The following is a 23106-nucleotide window of genomic DNA, read 5'->3' on the forward strand; positions in this document are numbered from 1 at the left end:
TGATAACCCACGTTAGTGAGGACTCTTATATAAATTATATCCACGCGTAATATAAGGATAAAATACTGGATGGGAGGGGTCTCCCCCTCCCTGATTAACTTGTTTTCACACGAACAGGACTGCCATGACCAAACAGATGGTCGAAAGCAGCTTGACCAGAACGTGGATTGAAGGTCCTGCGGTGTCCTTGAAGGGATCTCCGATGGTGTCTCCGACGACTGCCGCTGCGTGTGCAGGCGACTTCTTTCCGCCGTAGTTACCCTCTTCGATGTACTTCTTGGCGTTGTCCCAAGCTCCTCCTCCGTTGTTGAGGAAGTTAGCCATCAGGATACCGACAATGGTACCACCGATCACAAGTGCCAGAACACCGGTGTATGCGATGTTCTCGAAGCCGTCCATTCCGGACAGTGCGAACTTGTAGATGAGACCGAACGCGATGGGGACAAGGATAGGCAAGAGTGCAGGAACGACCATTGCGCGCAGTGCACCGCGGGTTGCGATGTCGACACAGCTTGCGTAGTCGGGCTCCTCTGTTCCCTCCATGATTCCCTTCTTCTCACGGAACTGCCTGCGGACCTCCTCGATCATCTCACCGGCAGCCTTGGAGACGGCACGGATTGCGAGAGATGCGAAGAAGAACACAAGGACCGCTCCGACGAGCGCTCCGACGAAGATGAGGGGGTCACCGATGTTGATGTTGAAGATCTCGGTGATGGTGTGGTATCCAGCGTCTCCGGGGAAGAGTCCCTCGTTGACGTTCTTGACGTCAGCGATAACCTCCGCGATACTTGCGAAGAGCAGGAATGCTGCGAGAGCTGCAGATGCCATTGCGTATCCCTTGGTAAGGGCCTTGGTGGTGTTACCGGCGGAATCGAGCTTGTCGGTCCTGTTCCTGACCTCCTCGGGCTGGTTGGACATCTCAGCGATTCCTCCACCGTTGTCGGTGATGGGTCCGAATGTGTCCTCTGCGAGGATGAAGGCTGAGGAAGCGAGCATGGCGATGGTTCCGATAGCGGTTCCGTAGAATCCGTAGATCATCTGGTCATCGACAGTGGGTGCTGCGGAGAATCCGAGCAGGTATGTCGAGATGATTGCGATGACGATACAGACGACGGGCAGAACCGTGGACTCCATACCGATGGAGATTCCCTCGATGACGTTGGTGGCGGCTCCGGTCTGGGATGCTGCTGCGATTCCCTTGACAGGCTTGTGGTCGCCAGTGTAGTACTGTGTGATGTAAACGATCGCGAGACCGAGTGCGATTCCGACTACTCCTGCTCCGAAGAAGTTCAACCAGCTGTCAGTCTCGGGACTGAGAAGCATGTATGTTGTAATTCCGAGGAACACGAGGTTGAGTGCGATTGTAAGGTAGTATCCGACGTTGAGCGATCCGCAGACGTCAGCGTTATCGTCCTTGAGCCTCACGATGAGGATTCCGACGAGTGACGCGATGAGTCCGAATGCCATGAGGACGAGAGGGAGGAAAACCCAGTTCGTGCTCATTCCGGTCGCGACGACGGCTGTACCGATGACCATCGATCCGATGATCTCGGCGGCGGTGGACTCGAAGATATCTGCTCCACGTCCAGCGCAGTCTCCGACGTTGTCTCCGACAAGGTCGGCGATTACCGCAGGGTTCCTGGGGTCGTCCTCAGGGATTCCTGCTTCGACTTTTCCTACGAGGTCAGCTCCGACATCCGCGGCCTTTGTGTAGATTCCTCCACCCAGCTGGGCGAAGAGGGCTGCGAACGAAGCTCCGAATGCGTATCCGACAACGAGACGGAGTGTGGACTTCAGTGACTCATCGTCAGCTCCGAAACAGATGTTGTAGACGAAGACGACGATGAAGAGTCCAACAAGGCTCAGTGTGGACACTGCGATTCCGGACAAGGCTCCTCCCCTGAACGAGGTCTTGAAGGCGTCGTTGAGGTTGTTCCTTGCAGCGGAAGCTGTCCTGATGTTCGAGTTGACGGAGACTTTCATTCCGATGTATCCAGAGAGGATCGAGAATGCTGCTCCGATGATAAAGGCGATCGAGACCTTCCAATTGAGATACTCGGCGAAATCCTCCACCGCGAATCCAACAATTGCAATAATGATCGCCAATACGATGATCACAATACCGATTGTCTTGTACTGGCGCCTGAGATAGGCCATTGCACCTGTCTCGATGGCGTTGGAGATCTTCTGCATCTCAGGAGTGCCCTTGTCAACAGACCAGACGCTCTTGTAGAAGTATGCTGCGAAGATCAGCGCTACAATTGCTGCAATCGGAATCATGAACAGCAGATTGTCGAAATTGAACATGTCAATCATGATCATAACTCCATTTGTTGACCGACCCATGCTCGAAGTCCTATATAATGACGTGCGTAAAAAGAGTACTAGAAAATAAGGGTCAGCTTAGTCCCGATCAGCAATACCCTTTTAATCCCCGTCCCCTCTAGCCGGGGCTTAGAGACGATACAATGTCGAAGGAAGCAGAACTCGAACTCATCGAAGTTGAGGACATAAAGGTCAAGAAAGGCATGACAGTGGACGAACTCATGAGATACATGAGCGGAGCCGGCGGATTCACAGCACAGAAGCTGGCCGATGCCACTGACATCCTCGAGAGGATGGAGAAGGACAAGGACTGTCTCAAGATCCTCTCGTTCCCCGCATGCATCATGGCCACCGGAACCCGCGGTGTGCTGGTCGATATGGTCAAGAACAAGAGAGTCGACCTGATCATCACCACCTGCGGATGCCTGGACCATGATATCTCCAGGACCTACGAGCACTACTACCACGGCGACTTCATGATGGACGATGCGAAACTGAGGGAGGAGTACGAGATCTCCAGGCTCGGTAACGTCCTGGTCCCCGACGACTGCTACGGAGAGGTCCTCGAGGGAGAGATCCTTCCGATGTTCGACGAGATCTTCGAGAATACAGATTCCATGACCACCCATGAGATCATCTGGGAGGTCGGTAAGAGGATGAACGATGAGAACTCGCTCATGTATTGGGCCTGGAAGAACCAGATCCCCATCGTCGTCCCCGGTATCACGGATGGTTCGTTCGGATGCCAGCTCTGGATGTACTACCAGACGCACAGGAAATTCAGGATCGACCTGTTCGGCGATGAGCAGATGCTGTCCGAGATGACGAACCACGCCACCAACACCGGCGCGCTGATGATCGGCGGAGGAATCTCCAAGCACCACGTCATCTGGTGGAACCAGTTCCGCGGAGGACTGGACTACGCGGTCTACCTGACGACCGCCGAGGAATATGACGGATCCCTCTCGGGAGCTAGGCTCAGAGAAGCAATCTCCTGGGGAAAGGTCAAGCCCGAAGCGAAGAAGATGACGGTCGAGGGAGATGCCACCATCACCCTCCCAATGATCTACGCATCCTTGGTAGACAGGCTAGAGTGAGTGAATGAGCGAGAAGGTACTGCTCCTGCCCGGTGACGGGATCGGCCCGATTGTGACTGCGGCTGCGGAGAAGGTGCTCAGCATGGCAACCGACTCCGTTGAGATAGTTCACGGCATGATCGGCAAATCCGCATTCGAGGAGACGGGACAGTACCTTCCGCACGAGACCATGGACCTCCTGGATGAATGCAAGATAATCCTAAGCGGTCCCGTCTTCACTCCTGAATCCGGCGTCGACCCATTGAAGACCCTCAAGGTCCAGCTGGACCTTTACGCAAGGGCCAGGTACTTCAGGACACTCGCACCCGACCTGGGCGTGGACGGCCTTGAGATGGTACTCTGGGGAAGCAACAACAACGTCTCCTCGGAGATAACCGAGGTCACCGAACTCGATGGGGTCACCATATCGAAATACATCAAGAGCACCTCTTACAGCAGGATGATGAGCCTCGCGCTGTCAGACGTGGAGATCCGCAAGCTCGAAAGGGTGACCTGCCTGACAAGGCCCGACTTCTTCCCCATCAGCAGCGGGATGTTCGCGGACACATTCCAGACCATGTTCCCGGCGGACGTATACGAAACAAGGATTCTGAACGTCAAGGACTGGGCATCCCATCTTCTCAAGACCCCTTCACTGGACCAGTGCATAATCTGCGTGGACATGTACAGCCACGTGGTATCGGGCATACTGGGCGGACTCACAGGCTACGACCACCTCTGCCCCACTTGCTACATCGGTGACGAGTACAGACTCTACCAGCCCCGTCACAAGGCCACAATCGAAGGTCTTGAGGACAAATACATCAACCCCACAGCATCCATACTTTCCTCGGCCACTATCCTCAGGGACCTCGGACTGAAGGATGAGGCGGAATCTATCGTCAACGCAGTCAAGGAAACCTATGTGGCCGGGGAGAGATGCCCAGACGTAGGCGGGAACCTGACCACCGATGAATTCGTGGAGAAGATCATCAGCCGTGTCTGAGCTTTTCCTAGATAGACCTTTTATCCCTTTATCGGATTTCAGTGCTCATGATCGATGCCGGGCACAGGAGCTGCGTCGAAGCAGCGCTCAACCATGAGAAGACTGACAGGACACCCGTCAACAATTTCGTTCTGGCAACGGCCGCACGCAGCGCCGGCGTCAGCGTAGAGACGGCCAGATGGAACCCTGAGATCTCGGCCAAGGTGTCGGTCGACCATGCGGTGAAGACAAAATCGGATTTCGTCAAACCCGTACTCGACTCCCAGGTCCCCTTCATCGACCTGGGCATGGAGGTCCGTTTCCCCGAGGATGATTACGGACAGATCATGAAACCCATCGCTACCGATGCACAGCAGATTGATGATCTCGCCATATTCGACCCAAGCGTAGCATCGGAATGCCCTAACTTCCAGAAAGTTTTCGTGGATGCTCTTGAAGAGACAGCAAGGATCCTTCCTGAGGACCTGCACATCTGCGGTCTGTCCTGGGGGCCGGTCACATCCGCGGGATACGTGATGGGCGTAGAGAACATGGTCATGGGAACTCTCGTCGAGCCCGACACCGTAAAGAAACTGATCTCTAAGATCACCGGATTCGTATCCGGCATGCAGAAGCGCATGATCGAGGCGGGAGCTACAGTCATGTGGATGGCGGACCCCACATCGTCCGAGGACCTGATATCCCCTGATATGTTCGCCGAGTTCTCGGCACCTTACATCAAGAGGGTGGTGAGCGACGTCAACGCGATGGATTCTGATGTCCCGACCTTCGTTCACATATGCGGCAAGACTCTGAACATACTCCAGCAGATGCCCGGTACCGGAGCTGACTGCCTCAGCTTCGACCATGCGGTGGATCCAGCCAAGGCCAAAGAGACCGCTGGAAGGAACATCTCGATCATGGGAAACGTAGATCCCGTGCAGACCATGATGATGGGCAACCCCGATACGATAAGGGACGAATGCTACAGAGTCATCGATGCCGCGGGCAACGACAGCGGAGGATTCATTCTGGCTCCCGGATGCGAGACCCCCATATCCACCAAGGACGAGAACGTGCTGGCGATGGGAGAAGCTGCTAGGACCTACTGGACCCACTGAAGGACAATCTTTATTAACATCATCTATATCTCTGGGGTACTGAGTGCAAGGGTAGTCAAGCATGGCCAACGACGCTAGCTTGAGGGGCTAGTCCTTAGTGGTCCGCGAGTTCAAATCTCGTCCCTTGCACCATTTATTCCATTGATTTCTCTTCAGCGAAGGCTCTCGTGATGTCTGGACTCAGCATTAAATCCGATTCCGCCGATACCTCTGCATGCGCACATCGAAGGTCCTCGTCATTGCGGCACTGTCGATCGTTCTGATATTGGGGTGCTCCTTTGTATTATCGAACAGCTCGGATGAGCCTCAGGAATTCGTGATACTCCATACGAACGACACCCACTGCCATTATGATGACCAACTCGGATTCGCCACCTTGAAATCGCTCAAGGATCAGATGGAGGCTGACGGAAAGATTGTCTTCACCATAGATGCCGGGGATTTCCTGCAGGGCAATGCCTACGGAACCATGACTGAAGGGGAATCCTCCATTGGGATCATGAACAGCATCGGATACGATGTGGGTGTGCCCGGCAACCACGAATTCGATTACACATTCACGGTGATGATGGACAGAGTATCCCAACTCAACTTCCCTTTGATATGCGCCAACCTGTACTACACTGACCAGGGCGGGAGCGTGTTCCCCCAGTACATGATACTTGAGAAAGGCAACATCAGATTGGGATGCTTCGGCATCCTGACTCCGGAAACTCCGGTGGCCACTTCGCAGGGAAAAATGGAGAACACGACTGTAACGGATGCCGTGGAGGCGGCCGAACGCATGGTATCTCTGCTCAGCACTATGGATGTGGATTACATCGTCGCCATCGGCCACATAGGGGTCGCCAGGTCCCTGCCGGTCACATCGGACTACATATGCAGCAAAGTACCGGGAATAGACATATTCATCGACGGACACAGCCACGTTGAGATGGAGGACGGCAAGTTGTGTGATGGTTCGATAGACCTGATCCCAAGCGATACGATCATCGCCAGCACAGGCAGCAACCTGAATACTGTGGGGGTCATCACAGTTACCGCAGATGGGGACATAACCGCCAAATTACACCGCGATAAGCTCTATAACGGAACCATAGAAGATCTGATCGAAGCTGTGGAGGAGGACGTGAATACCAAACTAATGGAGGTCATCGGCCATACAGACATCTATCTGGAAGGGGAGCGTTCGAAGGTTCGCTCTCAAGAGACCAATCTCGCTGACCTGATAACCGACAGCTTCAGATGGTGCGCCAAAACAGACATCGCTTTCATCAACGGAGGCAGTATCCGCACATCGATAGAGGAGGGAGACATCACTCTGAAGGACGCTTTCGACCTCCTTCCGTTCCTGAATGATATGGTTGTGATGACGGTCTCAGGATCCTCGATCTATGACTCGATAGAATTCTCCCTTGGAAAACCCACTCCTTTCGGAGGATTCGTGCAGGTCTCGGGAATAACGGTCACCTACGACCCCTCTAAGGAAGCTGGTTCGAGGGTCGTTTCGATAATGATCAACGGCTCCGAACTTGACAAGAACGGAACATACACCTTTGCCACCGTCAACTTCATCGCTCAGGGTGGAGACGGGAACATTTACTTCGCGGATTATCCGACGCAGATGGTGTGTGCCGATATCGAGGCGCTAATCCAATACATCACGGAGATCGGGAACATCACCGAATCGACCATCGATGGAGGCAGAATCGTCCCTATTTCATGAAAATGGAATATTTACGAGAAACTCTGGGCGACTCCCCGAGTGAAAGAAAAGTGGGGGTTGGAGGGTCAGTCGAGAACGACCGATCCCTCCTTCGAGTATACCGAAACGACGGCTTCCCCTTTCCTCGTAAGTATGTAACGGTTTCTCTTGATGTGGTCCTCCACGATCCAGCCCTTGTTCAGCATCGGGTCGATGTAGTTCCTCCTGAAGTACATGCGCTCCTTCTGGGCGTCGTCCGTGCGTGTCTTCTTGGACTCGGGAACGTAATCCCATTCGTTGTCGTTCTTCAACGCAAGGATGACATCGTTGAACGAGGGGTAGCGCTTGTTCTCGTTCATCCCCTTCAGGATTCCCAAGCAGGCGACCAGCCTGTCATCGGGAGCTTCGGCTCCGAAGGTCATAATCATCGCAGGATCGTAGACTTCAGAAGTCCTTCCGACGGGTCTCCCGTCAACGGTGTAGGCCTCCATGGCCTGCTCGAGGTTCATGCTTCTGGTCTTGGTCCTGACGCTGAATGATATCAGAGATTCGTCCTGCATCGAGGCCAGCATCGCACCGGCGATGTACTCGGGCGTACCTGATGAGATGTTGACATAGATGTCCACAAAGTCGCCGGACTTGGACTTCTCCTCGGCCACCGTACGGACGATCGTGCGCAGCATCTCCTGATAATCGAGGATGTTGGCGTAATGCACGATCACTTCGACCTTTCCGCTCGCCTCGATCCTGGCCCTCGCCTCCTTCAGGAAGGTGTTATAGAACCTGGCCGTGGGATCCGACTCGTTGGTGTTCGGATAGGCTATGATATGCACGCGAGTGGCCTCATAGAAATCGATCGGTTTGACAACCTTCACGACCTCCGTTGTAAGGCAGCATATCAAGACCCTTTCCTTCTTACCGGTCTGATTCATTGATATCACCGTTAATAACAGCACCCTGTTAGGTATAAAAAAGTAATGTTTAACTTAATAAATAATAGAAGAACATATAAATAGTGATGGATGACAGATAATCCATCCAACTAAATGCATCTGGATGCATGGATACACCTATTCATACGTTACTGCATGATTTCGTTCATTGACGAAAGGAAGGTTCTACACGATGAAGCCATGTCGTTTCCGATAGCTCCTCTGAACCTCTTTCTCGAAGACGTTACCGACCAAGTGGAATCATCCTTGTCCCCGAGGAATGTCAGCTTGGACCTGATATCGCCGCGATCCCAAATGAATGATAGCTCGTAAGGCTCGTCCGAATAGAATGTGAACTCGAAATCCTCGAAGAGCGATAGATCGGACAGCTGTTCCCGAAGGACCTCACAGAACTTCCCTGCCTGTTCGGCCAGGCTGTATGTCTCCGCATCGATGATGTAAGACCTCATGATGTCCGCTGGATTCGCTGTCATCGATTGGTAATGACTATATCCATCAAAAAGGTATTCGGGACAGTTATCTGGTGACATCCATGGAAGCAGAGAAGAGGATCGTGGGGGAGAAGATGCTGGCCATCTTCCGTATACTCTTGGGGTGGCTGTTATTCTGGCCTTTCCTGGACAAGATGTTTGGACTTGGATTCCAAACACCTGCCGGGAGCGGATTCATTGATGGCGGTTCGCCCTCATCGTTCGTCAGCTATGTGACCACAGGAATCTTCGCGGACCTATTCAACAGCCTTGCTGGTAACTTTGTCATCGACATAATTCTGCTGGCTGCGCTCCTTTTGGGAGGAGTGGCCCTTATTCTGGGGATTGCCTCCAAGATCTCCACCATCGGAACATCCGTGTTCCTGATAGTGATGTATTTGTTATGCGTCCCGCCTGCAGACAATCCGATCATCGATCACCGTATTGTCTTGGTAACGGGTCTGATAGCATGCTACTACCTGGGAGGATTCGAGCACTTCTCGTTGTATGAGAAGTGGAAGGGACTGTCGATAGTGAAAAGATTCCCGATCTTAGAATGAGAGCCGAGAAATTCAGCATGAGCTGAATCTGCATCCGTTCTAGAATGATGAGTGGGCCTGCCCGGATTTGAACCGGAGTCAATGGCTCCCGAAGCCACAAGGATACCAAGCTACCCCACAGGCCCACAGGGTCTGACAAATAATCGTCGGATATAAACCTTAATGCTTGCCGATACCGATGGCCTCTTCAGCGGTCTTGATGCAGGCCAGAAGATCATCGGCGGTGTTCCTCAGGGTACCTGCGTTCTCCGCTTCCATAGAGAAGATAAGCTTGCTGCCCTCGATCCTGGAATCAACATATCCGTCGTTGTCCGGCCCCAAGGCATCCATGACTGTCTTGGCAGTCTCCGCATCGGGATAATCGAACCTCAGTTCCAATGAGAGCATGATTCCTGAGTATCGGGAAAGACCATAAAATAATGATGCCGGGGATGTCCCCGGCTGAAAGGTTTCAACAGGCGAAATATCCGTACTTCCTCAGCATGCGCTTCTTCACCAGATGGCTACCGAAGAAGTACACGACGGCGATGAACGGCATCCAGATCATTGCGATTCCTGCGATGTTGTTGATGAACACGCCCTGGAAGAGTACCGTCGGGAATGTCGATATGACCTCCCAGAGCCCTCCGCTGAACGGCAGAATGGTTCCGACTATGAGCGCCACTATTGCCGAGACGACCAGTGCCTTGCAGGACCATGTCTGGAAGAATGGTAGCTTGTTGGTACGCACGATGTGGATGGCCCATACCTGCATCCAATACTGCTCTATCACCCAGATCGCCTGGAACCAGGCCTCCACGTTCGTTCCCCTAAGATTCTCCCTGGCCAGTATCAGATCAGATACGGTGGAGTAACCAGCGAACGTGAGTGCTTCTCCATTTGCGTTGAACACGGTGATATCCGATAGCGAAAGGGATGCGAACACCACGAACACCATGAATGCCCATGTGCACAGATCCGTCAGAGGGCACATCATACCGTAATGCAACATGACGTTCTTCAGATTGTTCGCGTCCCAATTCCTGGGTTCTCTCACGAACTCATCCTCGACCGTATCCCATGGGATGATCATGCATGCGAAGTCGTTGATCAGGTTGAATATCAGGACCATGATCGCTCCCAGCGGTTCCAAATTGAACAGCATGGTCGCTATGATGATCGAAAACATGTAACCGAGGTTGATGGAACCGATCATCTTGACGTACTTGATCGAATTCGCGTATACTTTCCTTCCCTCGATTGCCCCATCCTTCAGGATGCCTAGGTCCTTCTCGAGGAGGATCATGCTGGCGGTCTCCTTCGCAATGTCGGTTCCGGTGTCGACAGAGATGCTGACGTCGGCGTTCTTCATCGCCAATACGTCATTGATTCCATCTCCCATCAATCCGACGCAGTGCCCATTGTCACGGAGCGCCATTACGATACGGGATTTGTTGTCAGGGGTGAGCCTCACGAACACATCGTTGTCCTCAACCACGCTGCGGAGGGTCTCATCGTCCATCTCATCAATCTGTGGTCCGGTGAAGATCAGCGATTTGCCCGTCTCCGGCTCAAAATCCTCGACGGATGACACATCCTTCTCGCACACCTTGCAGTTGATACCGATCTGATCGCAGACGAAACGCGATACGTATTCGTTGTCACCGGTCAGCACCTTGACTTTTATGCCGTACTCGGCCAGGTCCTCGATCGCCTTCTTGGCGGTCTTCTTGACCGGATCCGTGAACACCACGAATCCTGCGAAGATCTGATCCATCTCGTCGGACGGAGAGTAGTCTGTCTTCCCCACGGGGAAGTACTTGTGAGTCACACCGAGAACGCGCATTCCCTTCTTGCTGTACCACTCTACGAGACCGAGGGTCTTGTGGATTGTCTCCTCGTCGAGATCCCTCATCTCCCCTGCCTCATCCAGATACCTTGTGGAGATGGACAGTATCTCGGGGACTGCCCCCTTCGTAATCATAAGGTTCACATCGTTCTTCCTTCTGACCACGACGGTGGCCCTTCTCCTGATGAAATCGAAGGGGACGTCTCCTATGAGCTCATACTCGTCGAGCTCCTCCATGAGGTACTCTCTCTCCGCATGCTCCTGGATGGCCCAATCTATCTGATTGGTGGCGGAACTGAGTTTGGTGCTGTTCAGGCACACGAGCTTCTCGACCAATGAGCTGTGAACCCCGTAGATGTCGCAGCTCTCCTCGACTGAGATCCTGTTCTCCGTGAGGGTACCGGTCTTATCGGAACAGAGGATGTCCATAGCTCCGAAGTTCTGAATGGCGTTGACGTCCTTGACGATGACCTTCTTCTTGGACATGTCGATGGAACCCTTGGCCAGATTGGTCGAGACTATTGTGGCCAGCATCTCTGGCATAAGGCCGATGGCCAAGGTGATGGCGAAGATCAGGGCCTCGAGCACATCCTCCATCAGGAACGCTCCTGCGTTGAAATAGGCCTTCAGGACCATTATGATGAACACAGGGGGAACCGTGTAGATCATCAGCTTGAGCAGAACGTTGACGATGTCCTTGCTGCCCCTGTCGTATGTCGTCTTGGTGGCCTTTGTCGAGAGCTTTTCGGCCATGGATCCTATGACAGTGTCGTCACCGACTGCGATGACGACGGCCTCGGCGGATCCAGCCATCACGTTGGTGCCCATGAATGCGAGATTGTTGCATTCCAGGATGCTCCCGTCACACTTCACGGGCTCCGAGAATTTGGTGGCAGCCTCGGACTCCCCAGTGAGAGCCGACTGGTCCACCTTCATATGATGGGATTTGATGATCCTGACATCCGCAGGGATGACGTCCCCCATATCGAGGATAAGTATGTCTCCTGCCACTAGATCTGAAGAATCGACTTCTGTCTCGACGCCCTCACGGCGGACTGTGATAATGGTCGTGACCATGTTCACCAGCTTCGCCGCAGCTTTACCACTGCGGGTCTCCTGGATGAAGGTCATGGTTCCGCTGATCATGATCAGAGTGGTCAGGATGATGCAGTAGATGATATCGGGATCCAAAATCATCCACAGGACATCTATGACTGCCAGTGCGATTATGAATACGTTGCAGAATGAATGATACAGTCTTTTGAGGACCACGTGGGTGTTGTGGTTAGAGACCAAATTCTCCCCGTACTTGATACGGGATGTTGTCAGTTCCTCGTTGTAGTGACCTTCGATCCTGGTGTTGTACTGCTCGATGATAGCATCCACATCCTTGGACGCTGCATCCTTCATTCTCTGCTCTGGTGAGAGCATATCCGTTGCCACAAAAAACTCGTATCATGTTCTGTTCTTAAATGTGACCTTTGGAATGTGTTACTATTTGTTTCTTAGAGCTCATCCATGTCCCTAGGGAAACAAACCGAAAGTGTGGAGACACATCACTCCGCTAGGCCGTCAGAATCGTGAGCTTGCATCTCGAACATCTCGATGATCTCGCCGACTGTTGTGCACTGCTCCGGGGACTTGTCGTCCCTTACCCTTCCGGTGAACCTGGGGAACCTTATCCCGAGACCTGAATCCTCTTTGAGGATGCCTTTGGCAGCGGTGTGGATCGGACTGAGGGTTATCTCTGCGGCCACGACCTCAAGAACTGTGGTGGGATTGAACCAAACATCAGGTATCATCTCTGCATCGACCATGGAGGGTTTCTTCTCAGACAGTCCTGAGTTGAGGAGTTCTGGCATGGAGTCCAGGAAGGCATCGTCGAATCCGGTACCGAGCTTGCATACGGTCTCGAACCTTCCCGTGTCCTCGTTGAACGCGGCCATCAGGAGAGCGCCGTACTTCCCGGCCCTCTTTCCCATTCCGTAGAACGCTCCCACGACGGAAAGGTCGAATGAATCCGTGAGTGCCTGCTGATAGTCCTTCTTGTACTTGATCCACAGGAATCCTCTCGATCCTGCTCTGTATATGGATTCTGGAGCCACGGATTTGGCCATGATTCCCTCGCACCTTGCCGCCACGGCCTGGGCGAAGAACTCCTCTCCCTCCTCGGGACTGTTGACCAGCCTCATGGTGGTCATCTGAATCTTGTCCCCGATGTCGAAGGTCGATTCCAGTTCGGATCTCCTCTCCAGATAGGGGATGTTGGTCATGTCCTGACCGTCGCGGTAGAGGATATCGAACATGAATATCCTGACGCTGACCTCCTTGACCGCCTCGTCCATTCCGTGCTTCTTCCTGCGGTGGGTGACAGCTTGGAAGGGCAGCATGTATCCTGTCTCGGGATCGATGGCCACGCATTCGCCCTCGATGATCGCTTCCCCTGCCTTGCACCTCTCCCTGAGGGCTTCTGCGATATCAGGGAAATTGGTGGTGAGGTTCTCCAGTCTTCTGGAATACAGCCTGACGGAATCCTTCCCGATGTGTGCCTGGACCCTGATGCCGTCGTACTTGTATTCGATGGCGCACTTACCGCCCATCTTTGCCACGACTTCGGATACCGAGGGGAGACGCTCCGCGAGCATGACCTTGATCGGATTGTCGATTGTCACCTTGATCTGGTTGACCGCGTCCATTCCGCCTTCGGCGATGGTTTCCGCTACGAATCCTATGTCGCATGTGATGTTGAACGCTCTCTCTATGGCAGGCCTGTCCTCCTTCGTGGCGAAGGCCTCCGCCAGAGCGTCGAGTATCGTCATGTCTCCTGCACCGACCCTCATCCTTCCTGTGACGATCCTGCAAAGGTACCTTGCCTCTACTGGTCCGGAGTCGTGTAGCATGTTGGCCAAGAGCTTCATCTTCTTGTCTTGGGAATCTTTACCTTCGGCATCCTGGATCGCTGTGAGCCCCTTGTAGACCCTATCGACGGTGAGCTCCTCGGCGAACAGCGTCATCTGCTTCTTCTTGGAGATCAGCTTCTCAGCCACCTCCCCGGGATCGCCGGTCTTGATCCACAGCTCCTCTGCCACGGATTCGGGTGTTCCGGATGTGAAGGATATCGCCTTCAGAACCAGCCTATCTGCCATCCCGAGCTCCTTCGCGATGAAGTCCGGATGGAGCTTTCCCTGGGAGAGATAGATGATGTTCCTGAGCTCGGACTTGTCCACCGTACGGATGAAATCCGCAAGGATCGTGGTCATCTCCAGACGGCTGCCTGTAGCTTCCAGTCTGTCGAAGGTGTCCGCTAGCTCGGAATACAACATGCCCGCCTAATCGGGCGGTAACGTAATAAGACTTTTCAGAAATCGTCGAGACCGCGCTGAGTCCCATGGGGGTTTATGGGCCTGCCCCTCTTCAGCTCCTCGTTGAGCCTCTCGATGTTATCGCGCATGGTCTGCTCCTTGCGCTTGCTTGCAGCCTCGGTACCCTCGTCCATGGTATCCTCGACTATCAGCACGTAAACGTCACCGTCGTTCTTCCTGCCGGTACGCCCTCTTCTCTGGATGGTCCTTATCTCTGAAGGCACCGGCTCATAGAAGATGACGGCATTGGTGCTGGAAATGTCGAGTCCCTCCTCTCCGACAGATGTGGCCACGATGACGTTGACCTCTCCGCTGCGGAGCTTGTCTAGAAGGGCAACCTGTTCCTTCTGCGACATCCCCTCCTTGGACTGGCCTATGAGCTTGGCGACCTTCGCTCCGGGGATGGTCGATAGTTTGGCGACCATCATCTCGCAGGTGTCCCTGAGCTCTGTGAAGACCATCACCTTGGAACCGGGATCGTCATTGATGGTCCTGCTTACGATGGACATGGTCTTGGACACCTTCGGATGCTCCACGTTCGTGGTGTCCACGATCTTCCTCATCTCTTGGTACTCTGGAGTACCGATGATCTCCTTGGCGCTCCTGCCGCCGCGCTCCTGCTCGGATTCCGCTTCGATCTTCTCCAGATAGATCCTCAAAGGGGTGATACCCTGCGTCTCTGCCAGCTTCATGGCGTGCAGGATCTTGATCCCCTTGGCGGTCAGGGACAGGCCTCTGTATACCGTGGATGTCTTCTCTCCGGAGTTCAGCCTCGCCTGCAGCATCCTCTGCACATCCAGGAAATGCCCTCTGGTGGGAGGTCTGGCCGGATTCATGAGCTTCAAGGCTACTAGATTGTTGACATAGACTCCTAGCTGCTTCTTCAGAAGATAATCGATTTTGAGAAGGTCCTCCGGGAGCTTCAACCTGACCTCGGTGATGTATGTATCATGAACATAAGGCGACACATCGGGGTCGTCCTCAGTCTTGGCATCGATCCTCCTGAGATTCAGGTTGCCGCAGACCTCCTTGATCTTGTTGATGTTCGCTCCGGGAGATGCGGTCATGCCTATCGAGCGGATGCTGTTAGAACAGTACTCGGCGACGGTGACGTAAGCGTAATCCCCCACTCCTCTGTGAGCCTCGTCGTAGATGACCAGGGAGAACGGGTCCATGCTGTACCTCCCCTCCTTCAGATCGTTGGCTACTGTCTGGGGGGTGGCGATTATGACGTCGTTCTGAGCCATCATCTCTGCCCTCTTCTCCGGGGCCGTCTCTCCGCTTATGATGCACAGGGAATGCCCGACCATGAGCTCTGTGAACGTCTTCTGATGCTGATCGAGCAGGGGCTTCGTCGGAGCCAAAATCAGAACCTTCCCTTTCGGGAGGAACTCTACGGCTACGTACAGCGCTACGATGGTCTTCCCGAGTCCCGTCGGTAGGATGAGCAGGGTGTTGGTATCGATACAGCCCCGGACCATGTTGATCTGGTAGCTGCGCTCCTCCACCTTGTTCGGTGCTATGAAGGGATGGACTACGTAGCTCATCGCCGGTACATGTCGTAAGGATATCAAAAATATTGTGAGAAAATGGGTTTGAATGGGCCGTCAGGCCCTTTTTATGTTTAGTGGCATCCGCCGCCGCAGGAAGCGCAGCCCTGGAAGTTGGGGTCGCGGATCATGAGGCCGGTTCCGAAGTTGGGGTCGTCGACGAACTCGATGACGCACTTGTCGAGCTCCACCTTCGTCTCCTCGTCGTAGAACATGTTGAAGTTCTTGGCGGTGTCGTCGACTATGTCTCCCTCCATCTCCTTCTCCTGGAAAGTCATTCCGAACTGGGGTCCGGAACATGAGGATCCCGAGATGTAGATCTTGATGCCGTAGCCGGTCTTCTGGTTCTTCTCGAGAAGATCGGTGATGAAAGTTACTGCCTCAGGCTCGATTGTTACCATTGTTATCAACCACTCCTAACAGGGACCAGTTTATAAAACATGGCCCAGGGTACTTCGTACTACCGCTGTTAAGCTGACTTAACGCAGTTACCTCTGCCAACCCCTTCAGTCATACTTGATTCCAAATGCGTCAGCATAGGCCCTCAGTGCATAGGACTGCGAGCGGGTCATGGACATGTAGGAACCGATCATGATGCTCTCGAGTATCTCGTCCCTTGTCGCACCGGCCTCGATGGCGTGCTTGATCTGCACCTTGAGGCAGTACTCTCCGCAGACAGCTGCCGCGGCGGATATGGCGATGAGGAACCTCTCCTTCCTGGGGATTGCCCCGTCCTTCCTGTCAAGGATGGCTTGGCTGAATTCCGCACTGGGGAGGAACATGTCGGGACGCTCGCTCATGACCTGGTTGACGACAGGGATGAACCCGTAGCTCTCTTTGATGGCATTCAATATCTTGTCCGTCTTCTCGCGCTGTGCCGGATCTTCTTGCATGCTACGATGAAGGGCTAGTGACTAAATAAGTTAGAATGGTCAGCATGACTTCTACATTCATCTTTATAATCTGATCATGACCCGTACGTATCTGCGTATGGTTACGCAGGAAGAAATCGATGACAAGGAAATGCGACATCGACAGGATATTCAAAGAGAAAGGAAAGGAACTGGGCTTCGACACTATTGTGGCTGAATTCAGCCCCGAACGCGAGATGAAGGTTAACTGGACCCGCACGGACAGGATGATCAAGCTCCAGGTGAGCGATTACCTGGACGAGATCTCAGAAAGATGCATGGGGAAACTGGCGGACATGTTGCTATCGAGGATGGTGAACCAGAGGGACGTAGGCTTCCCGGCGGAACTGTTAGAGTACCTGTATTCGGAGAAGTTCAGGGCCAAGAAGGTACCCGTCTACCTCAGCAGGATACCGAACGTCAGCATCGGGCCTGAAGGCCGCAATGTCAACCTCAGCAGATCGATGGAGAGACTCGTCAGGATGGGGCTGGTCGAGCCGGATGACGTGCTTGAGCTGAGATGGATCCCCATGGGGTCCTCTTCGGACGTGGGGCATTCGAGCATATTCATGAGGACCATCTGCATGAACCGCAGGCTGGATACCGCATTCATCCCCGAAGAGGTCCTCGACCTCTGCCTGTTCACACAGGTGCTTTTCGTGCAATTGGGGTTCGCCGAGGACTTCAACGAGAAGATCGCCGAGTACCAGAGAAGACTGCAGGAATTCCCTGGTTTCAACAGGATCAGAAACATTCTGGAGGACGCTGGCCTCAGCATACCGTGTTGAGTGTCCCCCGGATGCTAACACACTCTTTCATGGTTACGACGATGACGCCGATCTCGGAGCACTGACTTACACCGGGGGTATGTGTCGGACCCCACGTTGACCCCCGGTCATCGCTGTGACGACACGTCACCAACTCCCGCGGGAGCCCAACAAAGTTGGGATGAGGCCGCTGTACGCCGTCCCGTGCACATGGCGATCATGAATCACGCCCCTTTGCCGGTACGACAAGGATGACACGACTGAGTGGTATTTAAACTAACGAGGAAAAACGGCGGTCAAACCCGACCCGCTCAAGGAGGTCTGTCTGAAGAGGTTTTCCATACTTCTTTATCCTAGAACCATCGTTGCTTCGACGATGAACCACCTCAGGATCGATCTGGACAAATGCGTCGGCTGCGGCAAGTGCGCCAAGATGTGTCTAGAGCACAATATCGTGATCGAGGACCGCAAGGCCAAAGAGGTGGGTACCAAATGCCTCGAATGCTCGCACTGCGTATCGAGCTGCCCCAAGGGAGCGATTGAGCTCATCCCTCACGTGAACGGAGAGGGTGGTTTCTTCGCCAGCATCAAGCAGGACAAGATGTTCGACGGTTCCATGATCAATGACAGAGACCTCGATGAGCTCATTTCCGCCATGGATCACGGCAAGAAGGACAAGTACCAAATCTTCGTTCTGCAGGGAGACAACCTCAACAGGTTCATGGACACTGTATGCGACGTGGTCAAAGACAGGGAGGGGGATTTCCCAATCGTCAGAGAATGGTCGCAATGGAGAGCGGAAAACAACGTCCTGCAGCCTAACCGCTCACTGTGGGAAGGGCAGCAGATGCTGTTCATCTGCGCGGACGGACCGGAAAATGCCCTCAACGCCTCCAGGAGGATGATTGCCAAGGGCCTGGAGCTCGGCATCCGCGGTTTCCACTCCAACGTCACGATGGCGGCATACAAGGCCGACAAGGCTAGAATCATCGCCTTCTTCCCACATGCCACCAAGGAACTTCAGATGGCATACGTCATCGGCCATGCCAGACGTCTGGTGGAGCCTGTGTTCAAACCCATGTCCAAGTTGAAGGGATTGTTAGACAGAATCTAAATTGACGTTGTTAGATAACGTCATTCGTCGAATATTTTTCGATAAAAGCAACGAAACATACCATTTTTGTTAGACATCTGACGAATTCTATAAAAATCGTAGAATTTGACTAGTTTTTCTACGAATTTCAAAACGGATTTACGATATTCAACAGAATATCAAAAATGAATACCCAAGTATTATAATAAAGGTCTAAGATAACCACTCATGAAAGGACTACTGACACCCAACTCTGTCGCCATCATTGGTGCATCCAACGATGAAACGAAGCTAGGTGGAATGCTTCTCAAGAACATGATCAACGCCGGATTCACCGGCAAGCTGTACCCCGTCAACCCCAAGGGAGGGGAGATTCAGGGACTCAAGGCATACACATCCATCACCGAGATCCCCGAACCCGTGGACCTCGCCGTGATCTCCATCAAGGCCGCATTCGTTCCCGACGAGATGGCTAACCTGAAGAAGAACGGCTGCCACTGCGCAACCATCCTCACAGCAGGATTCAAGGAGGACAGCCCCGAAGGAAAGATCCTGGAGCAGAAGCTCGTAGCCGCCGCGAAGGAGGCTGATGTCAAGTTCTTCGGACCCAACTGTTTCGGTAACATGAACCCCTGGGCCGGAGTGAACGCCACTTTCGCACACCTCCTTCCCAGGAAGGGACACATCTCCATATTCTCCCAGTCCGGAGCGGTCGGATCATCGATCATCGACTGGGCATATTTCAACAAGATCGGTATCGCCAACTTCGTCACCTTCGGAAACAAGGCCGACCTGGACGAAGCTGACATTATCCCCGAGATATCCGAGGACCCCAACACGAAGGTAATCGGAATGTACTGCGAGGGAATCTCCAACGGACACAGGTTCGTCTCGGCTATCGAGAACATGCCCGTCGATAAGCCGATTGTCGTCTACAAGTCCGGAAGGACTCAGGCCGGAGCCGCCGCCGCATCCTCTCACACGGGATCCCTGGCAGGCGCCGATGCCGTCAACAATGTCATATTCAAGAAGCTCAACGTCTACAGGGCGAGCAGCCTGGACGACATGTTCGATGTTCTGAACGTGTTCAGCGGCTGCACCGAGATGAAGAAGAGCGGATTGGGAATCATCACCAACGCTGGAGGACTCGGAGTCATGTCCGCGGATGCCGCCTTCGATGCGAAGGAGGTCTACGCAGTCAAGTTCTCGGACGAGACCATCAAGGAGATCAGGCAGAGAGTACCCACCGTCGCCGGTGTCACTAACCCCATCGATATCCGCGGTGATGCAAAGCCCGAGTACTTCAAAGAGGTCATCGACATCCTTTCACACGATCCCGAGGTCGGAGCACTGGTCATCATGGGTTCACCGCTCGACACAGCGGACCTCGAGGCGGTCGCACAGTCCATCGTCGAAATCAAGGACCAGATCCCTGTTCCCTTCGTCGTCTGCTTCGCAGGCGGTCACAAGTGCGACAAAGCCAACAACTACCTCAAGGAGGCCGGAATCCCCACCTACCCCACACCTGACAGGGCCATCCATGCATTGGACATCCTCAGGTCATACACGATCAACAAGGAGAAGAAGCACACCAAGATGTCCTACCCTGCCGTCAACGGCGGAGGAAGGGCTGCAGTCAAAAAGATCATCGACCAGGTCAGATCCGAGGGAAGGGACTCCCTCTCCGAATCCGAAGGAAAGGAGATCCTCAAGGCTTACGGTGTACCCACTCCCGGCGAGGCCACGGTCACATCCGCGGACGAGGCGGCAAAGGAGTGCGACAGGATCGGCTATCCCGTCGTCATGAAGATCGTATCCCCCGACATCAAGCACAAGACCGATGTGGGAGGAGTCGTCGTAGGCGTCAAGGACGCTGCCGATGCCAAGGCTGCATACCAGAAGATCATGGACAACTGCACTAAGAACGTGCCCGGAGCCAAGATCGACGGAGTCTCCATCCAGCAGATGGTCTCCGGACAGGAGGTCATCCTCTCTATGATTCGCGACGTTCAGTTCGGACCTGTCGTGTCCTTCGGACTCGGTGGAATCTACGTCGAGATCCTCAGGGAGATCTCCCAGGCACACGTTCCCATGACCGAGGAGCAGCTGGACGAGATGATCACCTCCACCAAGGCGTACAAGCTCATGTCCGGTGCAAGGGGACTCGCCAAGTCCGACATCCCCGCGATGAAGGAGACCATCAAGAGGATCGCACTCATCGCAGAAGAGAACCCCGAGATCCACGAGCTGGAGATAAACCCTGTCATCGTGCAGGTCGAGGGCAAGGGTGCCTACGCCGTCGATGCCCTGGTCACACTCGTCAAAGAGTGATCCCAAACATTTACGGGGGAACCTTCCCCCTTCTCTATTCAGAGTGTGAAGTCCGCCGGCCTTCAAAGAAGGATCGACGCCGGCGGACTCCAGGCCTTATAGTCGGCTCAGACTTCTTCCATCACGAAAGGATTATATCCAATCGATTACGATTGTAATATCACCAATCGTAATGGTCAGCCGAAATCCTCCTTGCGGATTCCGACAGAAACTGATCTGTGCGATCGGCACAATATCACCTCCTGCCGAGGCCGGGGTCGATCAACCCTGATTGAACCTCTTTGATCCGCCATTTCGGACCACAGAGGCCCGAACTCCGGCGGGAGAACACCACTTCTGGATGTATATGATGTTTCGCCCAACCCGTCACAGCTAACATTCATATTGTTAATTTACGTCAGTCAGAACCATAATCATCCATCCCGAACGGTCATCAATATATCGGATGAGCCCATTGTGACTCCGATGACATCCGAACTCGTCTTCGTCGGACTGGGCCTCAGCGGCACTGATGGAATGACCGTCAAAGCGTTCAACGCACTGAAGGAATGCGACAAGATCTATGCAGAATTCTACACATCGTTCCTCATTGGTACGAAGGTCGAGGACCTGGAAGCTGCCATCGGCAAGAAGATCAAGGTGCTCTATAGGGCGCAGGTCGAAGAGAACGACGACATCATCAAGGATGCCCTCGAGATGAGGGTCGGATTCGTCACTGCAGGCGACCCCATGTCCGCCACCACCCATGTGGACCTGAGGATACAGGCCGCAGAGGCCGGGATCCCAGTGAGGCTGTTCAACGGGATCAGCATATTCTCCGCATGCCCCACCGTGTTCGGATTGCAGAATTACAAATTCGGAAGGGCGGTGACGCTGCCGTTCATCGAGCAGGGATACCACCCCAAGTCCCCCTATGACCACATAATGGCCAACAAGAAGATGGGGCTGCACACGATGATCCTCCTGGACATACACGCTGACGAGCTCAGGTACATGACCGCCCATGAGGCCATCGAATGGCTGATGCTTGGAGAGGAGAAATGGCAGGAAGGTCTGATCGACGACAAGACCATCCTGTGCGTCGCATCACAAGTGGGATCGCCCAATGAGAAGATCTTCGCAGGATATCCGCAGGACCTGCTGAAGATGGATCTAGGGGAGCCTCTGTTCACTCTCGTGCTACCGGGCAACCTGCATTTCATGGAGCAGTACGCACTGGTCAGATTTGCTGGGGCTCCTGAGGAAATCATAGAGGATGAATGATCTCCAGCCAGCAAACTAAAAAATTTATGAACCATTAAATGCTGGATGGATAAGGGACATTACATCCAACCACCTTATATAGAAATAATGCGGTTTCGGTATCAACTAGCATAGCTAGGTGATTACAATGAAGATGAATTCAAAGATTCTCGCAGTTGCAGTCGTCGCCATGTTCGTTGCTACAGCTTTCGCTGTTGTCGCAACAGAGGACAATGATGCTGCAGATGTCACATATCACTTTTACATACAGTGCAATGATGACACATCGAACGCTGTTCCCATCAACCAGTGGCTCAAAGCCTATACAGCAGACGAGAAGAGTGCAGACAACTACCTCGAAGCTCTTATAGAAGGCCTTCAAGATGCTGAGATTGACTATGAGATGAGTGGAACGTGGCTTGTTTCCATTGGAAGTTACGAAAGCCATGGAGATTGGCATGACTACTCCACATACTATGGATTCGCCGTATTCTATGCTGATGGCGACAAGTGGAAGCCGACCAACACCTACGATGAGTCGACCACTTTTGCCATCGTCTTTGACAAGTATCTGTCCGTCGAAGAGTATAACGCTCTTTCTGACGCAGATAAGGCAAAGTACTCCTACAGCGAGTACGGATACGCTCAGAAGCTCCCCACCGTCGGAACCACTGCTTACGACAACACCATGATGCTCATCATCATCGCGATTATCGTCATTGTCGTAATTGCTGTCGCTGTATTCTTCTTCATGAAAAAGAAGAACGCTTGATTTTCAAGGTTGTTAAACTCTTTACTAAACCTCTTACTTTGTAAAAATTGATGGT

At 53.4% G+C, this 23106-nt stretch carries 19 protein-coding genes and 2 tRNA genes; 11 read left to right on the forward strand and 10 right to left on the reverse strand.

Going from position 1 to position 23106, the window contains the following annotated elements; genetic code table 11:
* Positions 1 to 105: 105 nt before the first annotated feature.
* Positions 106 to 2316 (reverse strand): sodium-translocating pyrophosphatase, encoded by a 2211-nt coding sequence (locus tag PED39_08140; protein WII07552.1) that lies wholly within the window; start codon positions 2314 to 2316, stop codon positions 106 to 108.
* Between the two features lie 152 nt (positions 2317 to 2468).
* On the opposite strand from PED39_08140, the gene PED39_08145 reads away from it, so the two are divergent.
* The 5 genes from PED39_08145 (at position 2469) to PED39_08165 (ending at position 7233) form a co-directional block, all read left to right on the forward strand.
* Positions 2469 to 3422, forward strand: coding sequence for a deoxyhypusine synthase (locus tag PED39_08145; GenBank protein ID WII07553.1), 954 nt, complete (start codon positions 2469 to 2471; stop codon positions 3420 to 3422).
* Between the two features lie 4 nt (positions 3423 to 3426).
* On the forward strand, positions 3427 to 4407 hold the full coding sequence (locus PED39_08150; GenBank protein WII07554.1) for an isocitrate/isopropylmalate family dehydrogenase: 981 nt from the start codon (positions 3427 to 3429) through the stop codon (positions 4405 to 4407).
* A 47-nt stretch (positions 4408 to 4454) separates the two neighbouring features.
* Positions 4455 to 5507 (forward strand): uroporphyrinogen decarboxylase family protein, encoded by a 1053-nt coding sequence (locus tag PED39_08155; protein ID WII07555.1) that lies wholly within the window; start codon positions 4455 to 4457, stop codon positions 5505 to 5507.
* A 45-nt stretch (positions 5508 to 5552) separates the two neighbouring features.
* Positions 5553 to 5639 (forward strand) — tRNA-Leu (locus PED39_08160).
* A gap of 82 nt (positions 5640 to 5721) precedes the next feature.
* A complete protein-coding gene (locus PED39_08165; GenBank protein ID WII07556.1) occupies positions 5722 to 7233 on the forward strand; it encodes a bifunctional UDP-sugar hydrolase/5'-nucleotidase in 1512 nt (503 codons plus the stop codon).
* A 65-nt stretch (positions 7234 to 7298) separates the two neighbouring features.
* On the opposite strand, the gene PED39_08170 is transcribed toward PED39_08165, so the two are convergent.
* A complete protein-coding gene (locus PED39_08170; GenBank protein ID WII07557.1) occupies positions 7299 to 8144 on the reverse strand; it encodes a DUF6293 family protein in 846 nt (281 codons plus the stop codon).
* Between the two features lie 149 nt (positions 8145 to 8293).
* Entirely contained in the window at positions 8294 to 8638 is a 345-nt protein-coding gene (locus tag PED39_08175; protein ID WII07558.1) for a hypothetical protein, read from the reverse strand.
* A gap of 59 nt (positions 8639 to 8697) precedes the next feature.
* On the opposite strand from PED39_08175, the gene PED39_08180 reads away from it, so the two are divergent.
* Positions 8698 to 9195 carry a hypothetical protein gene (locus tag PED39_08180; GenBank protein ID WII07559.1) on the forward strand — a complete coding sequence of 166 codons (498 nt, stop codon included), beginning with the start codon at positions 8698 to 8700 and terminating at the stop codon, positions 9193 to 9195.
* 52 nt (positions 9196 to 9247) lie between these two features.
* Here the strand turns inward: PED39_08180 and PED39_08185 are convergent.
* From PED39_08185 to PED39_08215, 7 genes are all read right to left on the reverse strand, one after another.
* Positions 9248 to 9320 (reverse strand) — tRNA-Pro (locus tag PED39_08185).
* A 34-nt stretch (positions 9321 to 9354) separates the two neighbouring features.
* Complete coding sequence (locus PED39_08190; GenBank protein WII07560.1) at positions 9355 to 9582, reverse strand: KEOPS complex subunit Pcc1; 228 nt, start codon at positions 9580 to 9582, stop codon at positions 9355 to 9357.
* Between the two features lie 64 nt (positions 9583 to 9646).
* Positions 9647 to 12433 (reverse strand): magnesium-translocating P-type ATPase, encoded by a 2787-nt coding sequence (mgtA, locus tag PED39_08195; protein WII07561.1) that lies wholly within the window; start codon positions 12431 to 12433, stop codon positions 9647 to 9649.
* Between the two features lie 146 nt (positions 12434 to 12579).
* On the reverse strand, positions 12580 to 14346 hold the full coding sequence (locus tag PED39_08200) for an ATP-dependent DNA ligase (protein ID WII07562.1): 1767 nt from the start codon (positions 14344 to 14346) through the stop codon (positions 12580 to 12582).
* 35 nt (positions 14347 to 14381) lie between these two features.
* A complete protein-coding gene (locus tag PED39_08205) occupies positions 14382 to 15932 on the reverse strand; it encodes a helicase-related protein (protein ID WII07563.1) in 1551 nt (516 codons plus the stop codon).
* Between the two features lie 77 nt (positions 15933 to 16009).
* On the reverse strand, positions 16010 to 16336 hold the full coding sequence (locus tag PED39_08210) for an iron-sulfur cluster assembly accessory protein (protein WII07564.1): 327 nt from the start codon (positions 16334 to 16336) through the stop codon (positions 16010 to 16012).
* A gap of 105 nt (positions 16337 to 16441) precedes the next feature.
* Positions 16442 to 16828, reverse strand: coding sequence for a carboxymuconolactone decarboxylase family protein (locus PED39_08215; GenBank protein ID WII07565.1), 387 nt, complete (start codon positions 16826 to 16828; stop codon positions 16442 to 16444).
* Positions 16829 to 16947: 119 nt separating this feature from the next.
* Between PED39_08215 and PED39_08220 the strand changes: the two genes are divergently transcribed.
* The 5 genes from PED39_08220 to PED39_08240 all read left to right on the forward strand — a co-directional run bounded on the left by PED39_08220 (position 16948) and on the right by PED39_08240 (position 23051).
* Positions 16948 to 17634 (forward strand): hypothetical protein, encoded by a 687-nt coding sequence (locus PED39_08220; GenBank protein ID WII07566.1) that lies wholly within the window; start codon positions 16948 to 16950, stop codon positions 17632 to 17634.
* A gap of 355 nt (positions 17635 to 17989) precedes the next feature.
* Entirely contained in the window at positions 17990 to 18727 is a 738-nt protein-coding gene (locus PED39_08225; GenBank protein WII07567.1) for a 4Fe-4S binding protein, read from the forward strand.
* Between the two features lie 207 nt (positions 18728 to 18934).
* Positions 18935 to 21037, forward strand: coding sequence for an acetate--CoA ligase family protein (locus PED39_08230; GenBank protein WII07568.1), 2103 nt, complete (start codon positions 18935 to 18937; stop codon positions 21035 to 21037).
* Positions 21038 to 21502: 465 nt separating this feature from the next.
* On the forward strand, positions 21503 to 22300 hold the full coding sequence (gene dph5 / locus PED39_08235; GenBank protein ID WII07569.1) for a diphthine synthase: 798 nt from the start codon (positions 21503 to 21505) through the stop codon (positions 22298 to 22300).
* A gap of 127 nt (positions 22301 to 22427) precedes the next feature.
* Positions 22428 to 23051: a hypothetical protein gene (locus tag PED39_08240; GenBank protein ID WII07570.1), complete on the forward strand. Its 624-nt coding sequence runs from the start codon at positions 22428 to 22430 to the stop codon at positions 23049 to 23051.
* Positions 23052 to 23106: the final 55 nt, after the last annotated feature.

The organism is Methanomassiliicoccales archaeon LGM-RCC1, assembly GCA_030168575.1.
Taxonomy (GTDB): domain Archaea; phylum Thermoplasmatota; class Thermoplasmata; order Methanomassiliicoccales; family Methanomethylophilaceae; genus Methanoprimaticola.